At 49.3% G+C, this 17,699-nt stretch carries 10 protein-coding genes and 2 rRNA genes; all 12 read right to left on the minus strand.

The genetic code is table 11. The annotated features are described in order from the left end of the window. Window positions 1–6: 6 nt before the first annotated feature. The gene (locus VMF88_04825) at window positions 7–1,707 is read right to left on the minus strand and encodes a capsule assembly Wzi family protein (protein ID HTY10377.1); all 1,701 of its coding nucleotides are present in this window, start codon (window positions 1,705–1,707) and stop codon (window positions 7–9) included. Between the two features lie 97 nt (window positions 1,708–1,804). Then, complete coding sequence (locus tag VMF88_04830) at window positions 1,805–3,154, minus strand: hypothetical protein (GenBank protein ID HTY10378.1); 1,350 nt, start codon at window positions 3,152–3,154, stop codon at window positions 1,805–1,807. A 252-nt stretch (window positions 3,155–3,406) separates the two neighbouring features. After that, window positions 3,407–4,648, minus strand: a complete 1,242-nt coding sequence (locus tag VMF88_04835) for a glycosyltransferase family 4 protein (GenBank protein HTY10379.1) — start codon at window positions 4,646–4,648, stop codon at window positions 3,407–3,409. Continuing rightward, window positions 4,645–6,315 (minus strand): alginate lyase family protein, encoded by a 1,671-nt coding sequence (locus tag VMF88_04840; protein HTY10380.1) that lies wholly within the window; start codon window positions 6,313–6,315, stop codon window positions 4,645–4,647. The genes VMF88_04835 and VMF88_04840 overlap by 4 nt, the downstream gene beginning before the upstream one ends. Window positions 6,316–6,689: 374 nt before the next feature. Continuing rightward, window positions 6,690–8,585, minus strand: coding sequence for an asparagine synthase (glutamine-hydrolyzing) (gene asnB, locus VMF88_04845; protein ID HTY10381.1), 1,896 nt, complete (start codon window positions 8,583–8,585; stop codon window positions 6,690–6,692). A gap of 44 nt (window positions 8,586–8,629) precedes the next feature. Beyond that, window positions 8,630–9,655, minus strand: coding sequence for a glycosyltransferase family 9 protein (locus tag VMF88_04850; protein HTY10382.1), 1,026 nt, complete (start codon window positions 9,653–9,655; stop codon window positions 8,630–8,632). 186 nt (window positions 9,656–9,841) lie between these two features. Continuing rightward, on the minus strand, window positions 9,842–11,227 hold the full coding sequence (locus VMF88_04855; GenBank protein ID HTY10383.1) for a hypothetical protein: 1,386 nt from the start codon (window positions 11,225–11,227) through the stop codon (window positions 9,842–9,844). Between the two features lie 160 nt (window positions 11,228–11,387). Next, entirely contained in the window at window positions 11,388–12,896 is a 1,509-nt protein-coding gene (locus VMF88_04860) for a flippase (GenBank protein HTY10384.1), read from the minus strand. 328 nt (window positions 12,897–13,224) lie between these two features. Next, entirely contained in the window at window positions 13,225–14,241 is a 1,017-nt protein-coding gene (locus VMF88_04865; GenBank protein HTY10385.1) for a Wzz/FepE/Etk N-terminal domain-containing protein, read from the minus strand. 71 nt (window positions 14,242–14,312) lie between these two features. Next, window positions 14,313–16,640 carry an SLBB domain-containing protein gene (locus VMF88_04870; protein ID HTY10386.1) on the minus strand — a complete coding sequence of 776 codons (2,328 nt, stop codon included), beginning with the start codon at window positions 16,638–16,640 and terminating at the stop codon, window positions 14,313–14,315. 357 nt (window positions 16,641–16,997) lie between these two features. Next, window positions 16,998–17,114 (minus strand): 5S ribosomal RNA (rrf, locus tag VMF88_04875). A 130-nt stretch (window positions 17,115–17,244) separates the two neighbouring features. Further along, a 23S ribosomal RNA gene (locus tag VMF88_04880) occupies window positions 17,245–17,699 on the minus strand; the annotation flags it as partial.

Genomic DNA, 17,699 nt, shown 5'->3' on the forward strand with positions numbered 1-17,699 from the left:
TTCAGTTCAATACCAGTTGTAGCGAATCCCAAGCAAGAAATCGTATTTTCCGGAAAAACTTTGGCCGAGCACGTAATCAAAGGGGTTGCTTAAGAACTCATTATAGCCGGGGATCACGGTGTTATCCGTCGTCGAAGGCGTCATCTGTGTCGTGAATCGCGTGCACAACGCGTGAAAATCAACATACAGGTCGCGTAACGGCTGGAACGTGCCCACAATACCGACTGATTGTTGTTTGGTGATCGGGCCGTATAAGAACCCTGGATCGCCGAACCCGTACTGGTAATACGTAGACTCCTTTCCCCCTTTTCTCAGCGACTGAAATTTCAGCCCGAGCTCTAGATTATACACAGGGCGATGATAGACGCTCATCGCGAAGAGGTCGGCGTTCTGCCCGATCCAATCGCCCAAATTCACGCCATGATTTTGATACGTATCCTCGGCATACTCGTGATTATAGACCCACGGATTGATACGAGTATATTCGATGTTGATTCTTGTGTCATGGTAGAAGAGGTCGTACGCATTACCCCCTAACGTAAACCCCAGTTGATTCCGATTTTTAGTGGGGCTAAGAAACGTCGCGGTCGAAAATTCATCAATAAAGAGAGGAACGTAGAAATCGAAATTTCTTACGGCGGTTAGCTTAATATTGAAAAATATCTGAGAATTATCCTGGTTGTTCAGATAGTGTTCGGCGGATTTAAAGAACATTATTGGTATGAGATACAATAATTCCGGTTCACGCCCGGGACCTCCATAAATCTCCGATTGCCCGACAGCGATGTTGACGCCATTCCAGGGAGTGAACTCCAGCATGTTCGCCGCGATGTACTTATTGATATACGCCGGGCGCGCTCCATAGTACTGGGTATCGTACGTTTGCGATGAATCTGTTATCCCGGAGAAGAGCCAGCCATGGATGTATGTAAAATCAATGTCCTTACTCAGCCGCGCACGCATCTTCAATTGCGGGAATGCGGGAGACTTGGTCGAGAGAATTATATTACCGTTCTCGCCCGCACCCCACACGTTCTGCATTTGCTCGAGTGTAAAGGTTACAAAGCCAAAATCGGCGTTCACCTGGGCATTGAACACATCGTAATCATACGCCGTGGCCGTACCGTTTGCTCCGATCGTCGAGGCGGACGGAACAACGGCGGTCAACGGAGAAAGCGGCCGAAGCGGAGATTGCGGGCCCAAGGTACTAACGTACGACCCTCCGTCATGGGTGTCGTGATAATAAAAATATGCGCCGACGGCATTTCCGACATATCCATAGGCGAACAATCCATTGGCAAAAGTGTGAAAAACTGTTCCGTTTGCCATATGGTCGTTCGACGCCGAACCAACAAGGTCGATCATCATCCGCATTGATTCACTTTGAAGATTATAGAAATGCCAACGTCCGTCTATCTCACGATCGTAGCCGATATTTTTAAGCTCTTCGTAGAATTCTTCTTTGTAGAACTTCAACTGTTCCCTTTCCACCGTCGTCAGGTCGTTTTTTAGACTATCAGTCTGGAGGAGAAACCTGGCGACGGACTGCCGGGACAGAGGTTTGACCGCATCGCGGTATCCCACAATAATATGCTTTGCAGCCATCTTGTCGAGAAAATTGTAGACTTCGTGCGTCGCAGGCAAATAGACTGTTTGAGAATATACAAACGTACTCCACAGCAGCAACGAAAGAATCTCTCCGTGCATTTTCAGCATTCTTTTCACTTCTGGTTCAACAGCATTACCTCTTACGGTTCTAAGGGAAACATGGCGCCGGTATTACACCGATTGGTTCATGCAAGCGCTACGGCTTCGAGAGCGTTACGATTATCATTTCGTGCACTTTGATTTTCGGTATAATGACGGGAATAGAACCATCGACAGGAATGATCTTTTCAAATTCAACGTTGATGCTGCGGACGGGAAGCAAACCGGCATTCGGAACCCTGCTGACAGAGACCTTCGCCATTTTGGAGTTCTTGAGGAAGGGCAACGAGCCGAGGTTTGTCAAGGAAACTCCGACAGATGCAAAATAGTCCTTTTTCTTTTCAGGGTCATAACTTGCTATCAGAATTTGCGCTGAGTTGGGATCTTTGCCACTCCTGCTTGCCAAGGCGACGATCCCGCCATAGGATGATGTACTGGCAACCCTCGTGCCGACTCCATCTGCGTAGTATTTGTAAGCCCACCAACCGGCGCGAGGTTCGTAGGTGTTTGGAACCAGTAAACCGTCGAGTGTGGAATTGCCGCAAGTTACTTCTCCGCTGGCGTCATCCTGCCAGCATGCTTTGCATGCACCATCCGCTCCTCCTTTTTCCAGAAAATAGAACCAAGCAATCATGGAGCCAGGATAGTAGGTGGAATACTTGCCGATAATCTCATTGATATGAAGGTCCCGAATTCCGACGCCCGCATATTCCGGATTGCCAATATATTTCTTGCGCACCTGCTGTAAATGGTCTTCGATGGCTGCAACGCTTTCATCACCTAGTATTTCATGCCAACTCAGACCATCAACCCTCAAATGATTTGCTTTGACATATTCCATGAACTGATCGATGGTTAGAACATGGTTTCCCCACGTCCCTATACTAGGTCCCTCGATGTACACGTTATTGCCAAGTTCCTTCCTCAGAACGTCGTGCGCGCGGCGAAAAGATTCAAGAAACTGATCGGTGGTCTCGAGGCCTTTCTGGAGTTCACCGGTCGGTTCGTTCCAAATATCCCAGATGATATTCTTGTCAGGAAATTTCCTTGCAAGATCAGCCACCAAACTTTCCCACGCTGAATAGTTGACAAAAGGCATTTCATGGTGACTCCATCTCCACGCATTGCTCACCACGAGAATGGGCCTCATCCCGAGACCCTCCGCTCTTGCAATCCGATTCTCAAAACCTTTGGCCCCCCACCCTGGATTACGCATAAAGCGCGGCCGGAGAGGAAGGATCATGCTGTCGGGAGGTGCTGTCTCCGTAAAACTGTCCAAAAATCCAACCATGGATTTCTCGGAAATTGAAGTTCCGAAATCCACTTTTATTGCGACATCGGTGTTCGCCTGTTGGGCGGCCGCATTTTGCGGAATATTTTCAGCCGCCGCGATCGTTCCGAAGCCGATCATCGCGCAACAAACAAAAATAGATACTATCTTCTTCATTTTCTCCTTCTCCTCATCGTCATCAAGTAAGTAAATATACCTTGATTACAATTCGCCTCGTAACAAAGATGACCTCTCGGTAAGATCATTTTTACCAATGGTTCATTTTATCAATTCCGATATGAAGGAAAATACAGCCAAGGGAATATTCTGATGATTCTTTTCGGACGGTTGAAATGGGCCCTACAGAATGCCCTAATTCTAAAATTGGCAATTCCATCATAGGGAACTGTGTCTCGCAACACAGAACAATTAGTCATAACGCCTCGAAACAAGGCCTTTTAAGAGTTTTGAATAGAGGTTCGCCTGTTTCTTCCTATCGCAGTTCTTCTCGACCCAAACCCGTCCATTTTCGCCTAAGGACTTGAAAGCGGTGATCGTATCTCTGTCGAGCTTGAGCAAACAAGAACAGAGTTGGTCGACATTTTCAGGCTCAACAAAAACGCCCGCGCTTGCTTCTTCAATAATGGAACGGCATTCACCGTCAACCATGCATACCATAGCCCCGCCGCATGCCATAATTTCGTAAATCTTCGAGGGTATCGTGTGACTGAACAGGGGAAGTTTTCTTAAAGGGACGATATGAACGTCCGACGATCGGTAAAAGCTCTCCATCCTCTCGAACGGTTGAGTTGGGAGAATGATCACATTATGCAGATTGTTCGTTCGGACGTACGAGATCATCGAATCCCTTTCTACACCGTCGCCTGCAAAGAGAAAATGAAATCTGTCGATCCCGGCATCGGAGAATCGTTTTGCAGCCTCCAGGATACTGTGCAGGCCTTGTGACAAACCGAATGTTCCGCCGTACGTAACGAGAATTTTGTCCTTGATCGAGAATTCGATCTTCATGTTCTGGACGCTTGGTGAACGAAATGCATCAATATTGACGCCATTTCTTATCACTGAGATCTTCGATGAAGGGACTTTTTGACCGATCAGCGTTCTCCTGCTGGCTTCGGTTACCACAACAATGTGGTCTGCGCTCGAATAGAAGAAATGCTCTAATTTTCGAGAGAGCCAGATGAGTAGCGAATTCTGAATGATGCCCAGATCAATTGCCTGCTGCGGCCAGAGATCCCGAACTTCGAAAACCAAAGGAACGTTCTTGAAGAATTTCAGAAGTACGCCTGAAAATCCCATGAACAGCGGTGGCGACGTCGCGATAACGACGTCGTAGGCGTCGTTATGAAATATTCCCACCAGGAAAGCCGAAAGCGCTGAACTGACGTGGTTGAGAATTCTCGGTAAAAATCCCTTGTTCGGCACATTGAACTTCTTCGCCCGAAGCACACGGACGCCGTCATGAATTTCTTCCGCCAGCCACCGGTGTTTGTATCGTGACGGCACAATCCCGGTCGGATGTGTAGGAAAACCCGTTGCGACCGTAACACCATTCCCCTGTTTCACCCATTCCGACGCGAGATCGCTTACCCGGCGGGCTCCACCGTTCAATTCGGGGGGGAAAAAATGCGTGATATACAGAATGTTCATTGATTGATACTGACAGTATACGATACGATAGTCGGCGAAAGCTTCGACGAAGAGATTGAAAGGCAGTAATGCTGCTGCCGGCATCCGAATTCTTCGAAGAATGGCTGATGCGCGCCTTCCACGCGAGAACAATGGTGAATTTCAACGGAGCCGCTGATGCCGTCAGACGAACGGGAAAAGCTGTATTTGTTCCCTGACGGCTTAACATCGACGCTTGGATGAAAATGCAAATACGAGCTGATGGTATGAAGTCCCTCTCCCGTATAAATATCTTCGACGGTAATTTGCCCGGACTCCTTGTTTATCCTGATCTTTCTTGTGTAGTCCGCTAAGAAAGACTTCTGATGTTTGTACCCCTCATGCTTCCCTTCAAAATAGATATGGCTCGCAGTCTCGTCGACATGAGACAGAATCTGCTTAGGCCTGCGTGCAACCCTGAACGTCCCCCACATTTCCGCCTGTTCCTGTCCATCGATCATGGCGGTATTATGCGCCCGGGTGCTCCGAAGCGATTGACGTGTGGAGGCGTTTCCATAATCGTCGGTTCCGGAATTACAGAATATTCGCCGGTCGTTCTTTGCGACTTCGAAAGAAAAGATGTCACAATGAGCGTGCGCAGGCAGATATGCCGGGCCCACCCTTCCATGGTCGATGATCAAACGAAACGGCTGAAGGCGGATGATGCTGTACCCGGAGTCCTCCTTCACGGTCAATAAACTCGGTGGACGATCATTAATGGTGACTTTCAACTGAACCGCGTACGCACGCAATTCCGCTAACGTCGGCGACTCATTTTGCGAGACATCATTGAAAAATGAAGGGGTATTTCCAAACGACATATCCTCGAGCCACTCCAACATCCTAGAAATTGTCGTTTCAAGCCTCGACGAAAGGCCGGGATATTTCCCGAACAACACCGGATTGCGTAGAACGATGCTGTAAACATCGAGAAGATCTTCCAGCACAGCTGCGTGGTACATGGGGCTCAGTTCAAAATGTCCTCCATCTTTCAAAATCTGCTCGTCGATCTCTTCGCACAAAAGTCGAACAGCTTTGTGTAGGACTTTTCCTTCTCCCGAAAAGCATGAGGCGCAATACACCATCGCTTTGATGTTCTTTAAAAGATGATTCCCTAGAACGTTGTATTCTATTTTTTTTAACAACTCACCGTATTGAAGTGAGAGCGATTCAATGATCACCGGATCATAACATTGAACAGCATGCATCCATTTGATCCAGTTCACAACGCGCAGGGAGAGGGGAAAGGCTGCCCAGCCGGCCGCTGATGACGGCTTTTTGTGCCTCGTTATCCAACTCACCACAAGGTTCTTTGCTGTGTGAGCATCGGAAATACACGCGTCGCTCACTAAATAATCGAATGCATGGAGATGATATTGCCATAGTCTCGACGCAGACGGGGGATACCACTCAATGGCGTCTGCATGATCAAAAGAAATCGTCTTTCCAACAAAAGAAAATTCATGAGGCCGGCGATCCCATTTTCTCAGAATCGGGGGGCTCAGGGTTAACGTGCGATTATAGGTACGGGCAGCAACACGCCCCCCCGGAAACGAAACGATGCTTCGAAGTCCGTAATAGATGCGATACACTATCTGCCGCCGGGTGAGATGGCGAACCGTGAAAAACAAGGTCAGAACTTTCTCCATTCTATCCTGTACTTGTCTTTCTATGTTTCGAAAGGGACCTTTCACAACCAGCCTTCTGAGGGGAGCCACTGACAAAAACGCCCTTTAATTGATCCAGATACTTCGTGATATTGGGGAAGTCGTTTCCGCTTGCATGTCACAAGACGCTAAAATCGGGCAAACTTTTTCCTTATGGTATCGGCAAGCGCCGCAGAGGGAATCATTGCTTCTCTCCAAAATCATCGAATTTGAACTAAGGCCTCTCCTTTGCTCACGTTGGGCGCAGAAACCTAATCGTAAAGAAGATCGCCTAATCGTAGCTCTTCAATGAACTATTTCATCGGAGAATAATCGCGTTGAATGCCCGTGCTATGACGAGTGGACTTTCGACGGCCTTAAGTATCACGAAACTGTGTCATCCAACTGTCGATAGAGAGCAATGCCCAAATGGTGTACGCTGCGTCGACCTTTCCTTCCAGATTCAGCCGTATTAAATGCTGAACGTTCTTGCTGTCAAAAATTCCCGATCTATCAAGTGAAGCTCCGGACAATCTCTCGGCGATCATTGGCTTCATGCTGCTCTTGATCCATTGGCGGACAGGCGCCCCGAAACCGGTCTTAGGCCGATAGACAACTTCTTTCGGCAGATACCTCTCTCCCACTTTGCGTAATAAGTATTTTGTCACATTTCCTCCCATCTTCAGATGCGGCGGCATCTTGCCGGCGAGGTCGATGAGCTCCATATCTAAGAAAGGTACGCGAATTTCAACGCTCGAAGCCATGCCCATTTTATCGAAGTAATTGAGGTTGTGATCGGGCAAAAATGTCCTCAACTCTAAATAGAGCATTTTGTTGATGTCGTCGGTGGAAGCGGGCAAACTGCGCAGCAGATCCATCCAGTATTCTCTAGGCATTTTCCTCCGCAATAGTTCTGCCCTCTGTTCTTCTCGATATAACGATGTGATGTTTCGGTCATCAAGCCACATGAAATACCCGGCAAGGCGCTCGTCTTTGGTCAAGGAAATGTCGTGGGCAATCTTCTGGATCCGCCTGCCAAGAGGGCTTGAACTGTTCAAGCGTTTGGCGGCCGATTGGATCTGTCGGGCGGCAAAACCAGGGATCATTGCGATGTATTTTTCCAGGTTCAATGCCTGATGCCGGCGATACCCTGTAAAAACGTCATCGCCCCCCGCGCCGCTCAGCAAGACCTTTATCCCCTTTTGTACCGCACCGTCGCAGATGTTATTCACACTGATCGGAGCAGGGTCGGCCTGCGGTTCGTCCAGGTGCCAGATCATCTTGTCAAATTGTGCCAGCATGTCAACATGCGCCGGGATGATTTCGAGTTTTACGCCGAGAGCTTTCGCCACTATTTGTGCATAGTATTCATCGTCAGCAAAACCCTCCTTTTTCATCTCGGGTCCCGTTGCGATCGTGAAACATGTCAGGCTGCTTTGAGGCAGCAACTTCTTGGCCATAGCGACAACCAGGCTTGAATCCAGGCCGCCCGACAAAAAGTATCCCAACGGTACGTCGCTCATGAGTTGCCGCTCGACTGCCTTCTGCAGCGCACTGTCAAGCCGATCAATCCATTCCTTTTCGCTGACGGTATCCTGTTCAACGTGAAACGAAACATCATAATAACGGGTCACCGCAAGGGTGTGCCTGTGCACGTCATAGATCAAATAATGGCCGGGCAGAAGCTTTTTGACGTGCTGGAACGGAGTGACCTCTCCGGGACCGTAGAGAGCCTGCAGGTAATAACTGAGCGCATGAACGTCAAGACTCCTATCAAACCCGGGGATCGCCTTAAAGATCTTCAGTTCCGACGCAAACGCAAAGATATTTTCCCGGTTGTAGTAGTACAGGGGTTTGACGCCAAGCTGATCTCTGGCGATGAAAACCGTTCCGGCATTTTTGTCATAAATCGCAAACGCAAAGATCCCGTTCAGGTGATTGACGAGCGTCCTCCCGTATTCCATGTACCCATAGATCAGGACTTCACTGTCAGAATGAGATCTGAACACATACCCTTTTGAAATCAATTCCTTTTTGATGGCCTGATAATTATAGATCTCTCCGTTGAATATGAGGGCGATCCTGCCATCGCGGGAAAACATCGGCTGATGTCCGTTCGCGCTGGTATCAATGATCGACAACCGTCGATGACCAAGCATCACATCGTTATCAAGGAAATATCCGGAATCGTCGGGGCCGCGATGAGACAGGATGTCTACATGCTTTTCGGTAAAATGGAAATTCCTGCTGACACTGCCTACAATACCGCACATATCGTTCTCTATGTTTTAGGGGTAACGTTGTCTTCCTGATTTTTTCAACTTCCCGCCAATCGCTGTAGGGATGCGGACATAACTGTCCGGACTGCTTCAACGACTTCGTCAGCGGTGATTCCCTCGAGGCACACGGTATTCCCGCATCCCAGCGGCAGAGCCGGATAACAGGGGCTGCAGTGTATTTTCTTCCACAGGATCTTTGAGGCATGAAAGGGCGCTGTCCTTGCGGGATCCGTCGGTCCAAAAATAACTACGGTAGGCGCACCGGCGGCGGCCGCAACGTGCATCATTCCGCTGTCCGATCCCAACGCAACCGTGGCAGCGTGGAAGAGCGCCGCGGTCTGCCTCAATTCAAATTTGCCGGCGACCGATATTGCCCCTCCGGGAATTTTCCCAACGATCTCGTCACACAGTACGGCTTCATCTTTGCCTCCGACAAGAATGACCGTTGCGTTGTTCTCGGATATGAGGCGGTCTGCCGCAAGAGCGAACCCATCGCGATTCCATCTCTTGTGCTTTTCGACCGGACCAGATCCCGGATGGATTATCACTATCGGCCCTCTGCGTTGTACCACTCCGTGTTCCCTGAAAAAGGTCTGAACGAAATCCCGGTCGTCATCGGAAAAATAGACGCTCGGCCTCATTTCCTTCTCTCCCCCAGCTGCTTCAGCAATCCGGCGGTTGCTCAATACTTTATGTTCCGTGACCTCCCGAGGTACGGTTCGGCTGTACAATCTGCTCGCCAGGGTGGAACGCTCTCCCACCCGGCGCGAAGCTCCTGAGATCAAGGCCAGGAAAGGCGATTTTATGGCATCAAGATCTGTCGGAACGATAAACAGATCGAAACGCGATCGGATTATCTTCCAGACAAATTGAATCTTTTGAGCGAGGTTTTGCGGCCTGTTCGGGTCAAAAAAGATCGTGCCGTCGAGGACTGTTTCCCCGCCGAAAATCCGCGCCTCGGTTTCGCTCTTCAGGATCCCGGTAATCGAGCAGCCTGGATACGCTCGCCGCAATCCAGCAATGATGACCGTGGAACAGACGACGTCCCCGATGCCCTGTGTCATAAGTACTGCAATATTTGACGGACGATAAGTTTTCACTTTTTTGGCTCCCGATGAGCTGCGGGCTCAACAGCCGCCCCTCCGCTGACGCACACCGCTGCATCATCTGGGGCGAACGGTAACGCATTCATACACCGCGTATCGGAGCTGCAGGCGAGCATCCCGATGCTATATTTTAAGTTCTCCGTGCTAAGCACTTTGTGATTGCGGTGCAAGGTCGTGCGACAGCCCCGCATCTTCCGCCTTCTTGTGAAACGGCGGAAAAAGATACAGCAAGAGAAAGAGAGGGAGCGTCTTTACGAGAAGCGCAACAAAGGTAATGAATTCGGTCTCAAAAGACATGAAGCGTGTAAGCACGAACAAGGCGAAACAAAATACAAACGGAGCGCGGTTTGACGACAAGGATTTGACAACGAATCCAAACCCATAACCGATCACAACGGCGCACGCTGCAAATCCCATGAGGAAGAAATTCCCATACCAATCAGTAATCGGCGTGGAATTCACGTCCATCGTTTCGTTGTCAATGGTCGTATAGTGTTCAAGAAAATATGTTTCGGCAGTATCCTCAAAATTCGCTTTGATCTCATCGCTTTTATGCCGGTCGAACAGGGGGAGGTACACGATCTCTATTGGCTTGATCCATGCCTCACCCCACGCGAATCCCTTGGTCATTGCCGCAGGAGTCATCTCCGCCAAAAGCTCTACTCCGTCCAGCCTCCACCAAAACTCATAGCCATTTCTATTTTTGTCTTCGCCCTTATAGAAAGGATCCAAATAACTGAACGTCAGTCCGTCATAGAGTATGTTGTCTCTGACATTCTGTACAACTTTAAGGCTATAGGCAGACACAATAAAGATCACCGCGAGGACTTTCGCCAACTTAGCGGCGTTCTTTATCTTTTTACCGGTGAAAAGCAAGTAAGTGATCACCACGGCGCAAATCCCCAATACGGAAGCGATCCGGGAGTTGATAAGAGCATACGCAAAATAAGTAATTCCCGTAAGCGACATGCTTATATACACAAGCCCCCGCAACTTTCGCGGCAACTCACACTGAGCGATCGCGAGCAGGAGCAGGAAAAGGAACAAACTCCACTCGCTGAAACCGCGATATACAAAGAATTCCAGGAATGACAGGCTTGCTATGGCTACCGGCAGCATAGGACCCAGACGCTTAAAAAGCAGATTCTCTGCGATCGCGACTTCCAAAAAACCGCCGGTCAACAGAATCGCGGCAAGAGAATAGAGAACAACGTATGTGTTTACCGGTGCCAGCTCTTCCTTCAACGGACGTATCGCAATTCTCTTTGTTCTCCGCTGATAAATCACGATGAACGGGATTATGAAACAAATGAATATTTCAAGGAACAAAACGATGTAGCTGTACTTTTGATCGAGAGAGAACTGACTGAACCGAATGACGGGAGAAAAATAGAGATAGATGAATCCCTGGACCAAAAAAACAATAAAGAACATATCCCTGTACGGATGCCACCGCTGAAGTACGGCCCAGGCGACCAGAGAAGCCGCTACGACAATGACTATGCTCCATCCAAGAAAATCTTCAAGCATCTCGGCCTACGTTAGATCTTTGCATATTGGGGTTCACGTATCTCACAACTTTCTACTCACCGCAATTTCTCTACTGGAGGTCACGCATACATTCCGGCGGGAATCTCAAAATCTGGGCTATCATGCACCGTCTGTCCTCCTCAACAACCCTGGTGGCTGCCTACTTAGGCACGAACGCTTCACTCCGCCGTAAAACGAGTCTCTCAAAATAACTCTTCAGCAGGGCTTTCTCTGCGGCGTTCAGCCCTTTCACCAGGAAAATCGCAAAACCGGCAACGACAAAACAAAACATTATCATTTGATACATAAACTGTTTCTCGGCCATACCGAGGATAAATACACCAAACATGAATGCCATGAGGAAGATGAACGAGAATTGCTCTTTGAATGAGCAGCGCAGCAGATAAAAAGAAGCACTCGACAGAAAGACCAGATCGACAAGAATTCTGATCGTCCATACCCAGGCCACACCGGTCATGCCGTAATGATGAATGACGAACCATAACACAACAAAATAGACCGGCAATTCCACCAGCCTGATTTTTGCCGTTACGGACGGCCGGTTAAGGCTGCTGATTAATTCTACGGGGATGTGCTGAACGCCGAAGAAGAACACTCCAATGGACAGTATTTGAAGAATAGAGAAGCTTTTGACGGCAAACTCGCTCCCAAGCCATAACGATAAAATCTGTGGGGCAAAAAAGATCACCCCGACAATGACCGGGAACAGCATGAGGCTTAAAAATCGAAGACTGATCAGGTAAAGACGCTTGGTTTGAAGAATATCCAAGATCGAGGATGATACGAAAATCGGGAATAGCACACCTATGACCGACGCGGGGACGATCCACAATTTTGTGATCATTTCCGAAGGGGTCGTATAGAGAGCGATGAGCGATGCAGAAAAAACGCCGCTGATGAGAAACCTGTCTCCGCTTATCATGACCGGATTGATGATGTTGGCGACTGCGACCCAGCCACCGAAATTGACCAGCGTTGCGATCTTGTTCTTTGAAAATTCAACGCCTTTCTTTAGATCTGGTATCAATTTTAAACAGTAATAGATATACCACGCTGTACCGATGAGGCGAATGAGAAAAATAATGACGATCGTCCCGACCAAACTCTTTGTATACCCGAGCATTAACACCGGCCCAACGAACATTGATATGCCCATGAATGTCCGCACATAGTTCGAGTCTCGAAAACTCCCGTACACTTCAAGGATGCTGCGCAAAGCGGAAAGAAAAATTATCATCGGGAGCGTCAGTACGACCAGGTAGAATGTTTCGAGAACTTCTGTATGGAGCGACGGGGAAATTGATAAAACCGAATTGACGGTGTACGGTATTGCCGCCACAAAAACTGCGCATGCAACCACGGTAAACGCAAGCATGATGATGAACGCGGTCCAGACCAGCCCAGGTATTTCTTTCCTTTTTTCCTTGTCTGTATTGTATTCAGCGATGTATTTCGAAAGGGCCTTTCCAAGGCCGAAATCAAAGATGCTGAAATATCCTGCAACGACCCAAATGATGGTCAGCAATCCGAATCGTTCCTGACCTAATTGGCGCAATAAGGTGGGGATGCAAAAGAACGCGGCAAGCATGGGAAGCATCTGTCCCAGGAAATTCCAAAAGGTATTCGATATGATGGAAAACTTTTTCAGTAGAGTAGATCCTGGTTGATCCTTAGAGCACGATGCCGTGTACGAACCGTACCGGGGTCCATGATCGGCCCGGGGCCTCCGCGGTCATTAGTCAGCTACCAAAGAAGAAAAATTTGTCAGGCGCGCTTATCACAGTCAACCCAAGCATCTTCCGGACACCGTCCTTAATCGCAAAGCCTCCAAGACCCTTTCGATCTTAAAGGCTTCAGATTTGTGAACCATAAGCTTTTTACGGCATCCTGTCCTGCGAAGACAGCGTTTGCTGCGCGATAATCACCGTGATCCCAAAGACTCTTTTATCTGGCTGGGTATGCCGGTTTCAGTCGGTTCAAATTCGTGTAAATGTTTTGGCTTTGTACGGCAGTTTCAAGGTCAGAAAGTTTCGGATCACAGCGACCGTATCTGCATACTTTACTCTTGCAAAGGCAAATCCGATTCCGCCAAACAAAGACAGCACAAAAAAGACAATGGTGATGACCGTTTTCTTGGGCTTTTCATTCTTTGCGGCCGGTCGTCCGGCATCCATAATGTTCACGATCGGAACGTTCTTTATTTCTTCAATTTTGGCGACTTCGAATTGTTTTTTCAATTCCGTGAACAATGCCGAGTTGATTTCCACTTCGCGGATAAATCGCCCTTGTTCGAGCAACAACTCGGGGGAATCGGAAACTCTTCTGTTAGTCTCGCGGAAATCTTTCAATGCATTTTCAGATCTCTCAAGGTCTGCCTTCACTTCCATCAACCTCCCCTCGATCCATTTTCGCTGTGCCGAAGCATTGGTCGTTCGTTTGGTCCGGCTGAACACATCTAGTTCATGGGCAATCGCGTTCACAATGTCGGCAGAGAGCTGCGGCTCTTTCGTGAATAGCGAGACAGTAAGAACGTTCGTCTTCGAATCAAGCGAGACATCCAGCTCGTCACGCAATTCTCTCAACACTGATTCATAGGCCAATCGCGGGTCTCCCTCGCTTCCATCCCATAGCTGAACGAGGTTGACCGAATCGGGGAACGCCTTCGTCTGGTACTTCCTATAGATTACGTTCTTGAGGACCGCTTCGCTTTTCACTATGACCGGATAGAGCTTCGTTGGTGACGCTTCCGCGCCGACATTGACCCCCGCCAGCGATGCAAGGTCGGAGAGTCCGCCGAGTGCCGCGAGCTTGCTCTGGCTCGCTTCGGGCAAGATGACAACGGTCGATGAGAAATAGGGGGGAAGGAGGAAGCTGACAACTATGGCCGCTGCCGTCACTGAACCGGTTATTTTGCCGATCAGCCCGCGGGATGCCCAGAGGACGGAGAGCGTTTCTTCATATTTGAACTCATGCCTGGAGTCTGCGGATTCCAAAGGAGTATTTTCTTCCATGCAATGCAGCCCTATTCTCTTTTATACTACCGGTGCGCGACTCGTGCGGACGATTACTTGGTCACCTGCACGATCGCAATTGTTATGGCTGCCAAGCTTGCCATGACCGTCCCCCAGGCAGCCAAGATCGACAACGTCTTATCTTCGGTCTCAATCTTCCTGGGGACATACACCAGGCTTCCCGGCAGAATTTCAGGGCTGGGGAAGACAAAGAAACCCGGTTCCCATTTCTTCCCTCCCGGAAGAAATACCGCGACTTTGCCTTTGTCGGCATCATCTTTGAACCCGCCGGCCTGGTCTATATAATAGCTCTCACTAGCTCCCTTCTTGTACAGAATCGGAGTGGGCACAAAAACTTCGCCGCGAACGTACACAACATCCTCGAGGAATGCGATGTGAACAGAATCGTCCGGATCCATCACAACGTTGTCACGCGACGCGGTGTCGGTGACGGCATTGTTAAAATCTATCGGAACGAGATCGAAATTGTTTATTTTGACACCTGCGGTATCCGTCGAAAGGTTCGAAAAGAGCGCCGTCGCATTTCGCGCTTTTCTCAACAGGACGGAACCGTTGAGGTACGCCCCTGCCCTGAGCCCGCCGGCCCTCTTGAGTATTTCCGAGAGCCTCTCGCCCTCGTACCGCAGGGCATAGGTTCCAGGATAAAGAGCATACCCCGAGAGATGAACAACTTTTTGCTCCGAGAATCGGGGGTTGATAGGAACGGAAACGATGTCTTTATCCTTGAGATAGAAATTCTTCGCTTCAGGGGTATTCCAATAGTCTTTCGGCAAGTCGACGATGATCACTTTGCTGTATGTGCCGACTATCGCCGTATCAAGGCGCGAGACTTGAATCCCGAACGTCTGTGCATCTTCTTTCAATCCACCCGCGATGAGCAAGAGATCGGAAACGGACATGTTGTCGCGGCGGGGATATTTTCCGGGGTTCCGGACTCCCCCAGCAATCGTCACCGAGTCGCGGGGATAGAACTGAGTCTCCTTATAGACCACGAGGCTGTCCTCGTTCTGAAGCTCGATGTTGTTTTCACTGTCGGCGGCGAGAGCGAGCCGGGGATTGAACGAGATTATCTTTCGCTGCGAGTCGGGGAGCATCCGGAACAGCGAGGCACGCTCCGCGAACGAATTGCGTTGGAGGCTGTCCGCCTCGTAGATCAGGTCTTTTATCCGCATGCCGGCCCACAGCTGAAAATTGCCCGGCTTGTTTACAGTGCCGGTAATCGAAACACGGTTCTCCGCCAGGTTTGCTACTTTGAAAATCGTAACGACGTCTCCGTCTTCAAGTGCGCTCGAACTCTTCTGCAAATCTGCCAGCGAACCAAAGGCAAGGTCAAGGTCGAGGATGTTGCGTTCATATAAGTGCCGTTGTTCGAAGGGGATGATCCGTTCAACGTGAACGCGGTTAAAGTACGCATCAAAGCGAAGGCCGCCCGCCATCGCGATGAGATTTCCAAGCGATTCCTTATCCCTCATTTCAAAAATTGCGGGGTGCGTGACTTCGCCCATCAACGCAACGCGCTTCGCGGCGGGCTTGACAAACACGATGTCGTCATCCTGAAGCCTGATATCTTTTGATTTGTCCCCTCTGAGTACATAATTGTACATATCAACGGAGGCGATAGCCTTCCCGTCCCGTATTACTTGGACATCGCGCATTGTTCCGTTTACTGTCGGGCCGCCGGAGACATAAAGCGCATGGAATGCCGTAGACATTGACGAAAGAGAATAGCCTCCCGGCTGCACCACTTCTCCCATCACGTAGACTTGAATGGTCCTTAGTCTTCCGATCGACACATCGAGAAAGGTGTTAGCGCCTTCGCTCCCATTTTTCAGACCTGAGTAAACCTCCGACATCCGATGGAGCAATTTTTCGCGGAACTGCTGCACCGATACACCGTTCGCCGATACTGGTCCAACATCAGGTACAAGGATATTCCCGTCGCGATTGACAGTCAGCTGCAAATTGAGCCTGGTCTCCCCCCAAACAGAAATGATAATCTGGTCGCCGGGTCCAAGGACGTACGACTGCGGCGTCGAAACATTGATGACGGGTTCAAATGAGGAAGGGGCGTATTGAAAGATATCATAGCCGAAGGGCTGAAGCCTCTCAGTGCCTGTCCGTCTTTCGAAGCCCGGCACGACAAGCTCCTTTTTTGCAACCAGAACCTCTGCTCTTCTTCTCGCGGGAGCGAACGACCCTGTGGTATCTTGCTGCAAGGAGCTGGGAGCTACTGTGGCAGGCGTCGGGATCCGTGAAAGATAATCATCGAGATTGATATTCAACGCTTTGGCGCGCTGGATTGCCTCATCCCTCGTTATTCCAAGGTCTTTTAGCTTTTGGTTGATTTCATCCGGCGTCATGGTTTGCAATGCCTGTTCGGCTTCCGCTCTCGTTTGAGAGACTAGACGAGCCGGAAGAATCAGGAAAAAGAATATAGCTACCCCGGCCAGAAGCAGAAACGAGCATTTCTCTGATCTTTTAAGGTTTTTCATTATTTCGGGATTCGGTGAAAGCACAATATTATAAGCCAATGTAAGATAAAACTTCAGAATGATTTTTCCAAGAGGAAAAATAGGGCCTTCGAGGCGGTATGTTGCAGCTCACGTGTACCGTAGGTGCCCTCTTGGTTACGAAATCAAAAGCCGGCGGCAAAGATGAGAGTCGCATGCAAAAAACAAAAATGCCCCGTGCTTTTGACACGGGGCATTGAAAAATAAATCAGGCATCGACCTACTCTCCCATACAGTTACCCGTATAGTACCATCGGCTCAGCGGGGCTTAACTTCTCTGTTCGGAATGGGAAGAGGTGTAACACCCGCGACATAGACACCTGAATTTAAAATTTGCAATCGAGAAGAATCCGCTCTGACGAGCGGAACGAAACCGAAGCATGTTTGATGATATTTCTCAGCGCACTTTCCAATTAAGTTTATTGATGCACACATTGTGTGGACAATAAAAAATATTGGCAAGCCGCACGACTTATTAGTACTACTCGACTCATGCCTTACGGCATTTATATCTGTAGCCTATCAACCAAGTCATCTCCTTGGAGTCTTTAGGGGCTTACGCCCGGGAAGCCTAATCTTGAGGCGGGTTTCGCACTTAGATGCTTTCAGTGCTTATCCCATCCGGACATGGCTACTCTGCTATGCCACTGGCGTGACAACAGATACACCGTCGGTCCGTTCATTCCGGTCCTCTCGTACTAAGAACGACACCTCTCAAGCTTCCTGCGCCCACATAGGATAGGGACCGAACTGTCTCACGACGTTCTGAACCCAGTTCACGTACCGCTTTAATTGGCGAACAGCCAAACCCTTGGGACCTTCTCCAGCCCCAGGATGCGATGAACCGACATCGAGGTGCCAAACCTTGCCGTCGATATGAACTCTTGGGCAAGATCAGCCTGTTATCCC

It is taken from the genome of Bacteroidota bacterium, from assembly GCA_035506275.1.
Lineage (GTDB): Bacteria > Bacteroidota > Ignavibacteria > UBA10030 > UBA8401 > JAGVPT01.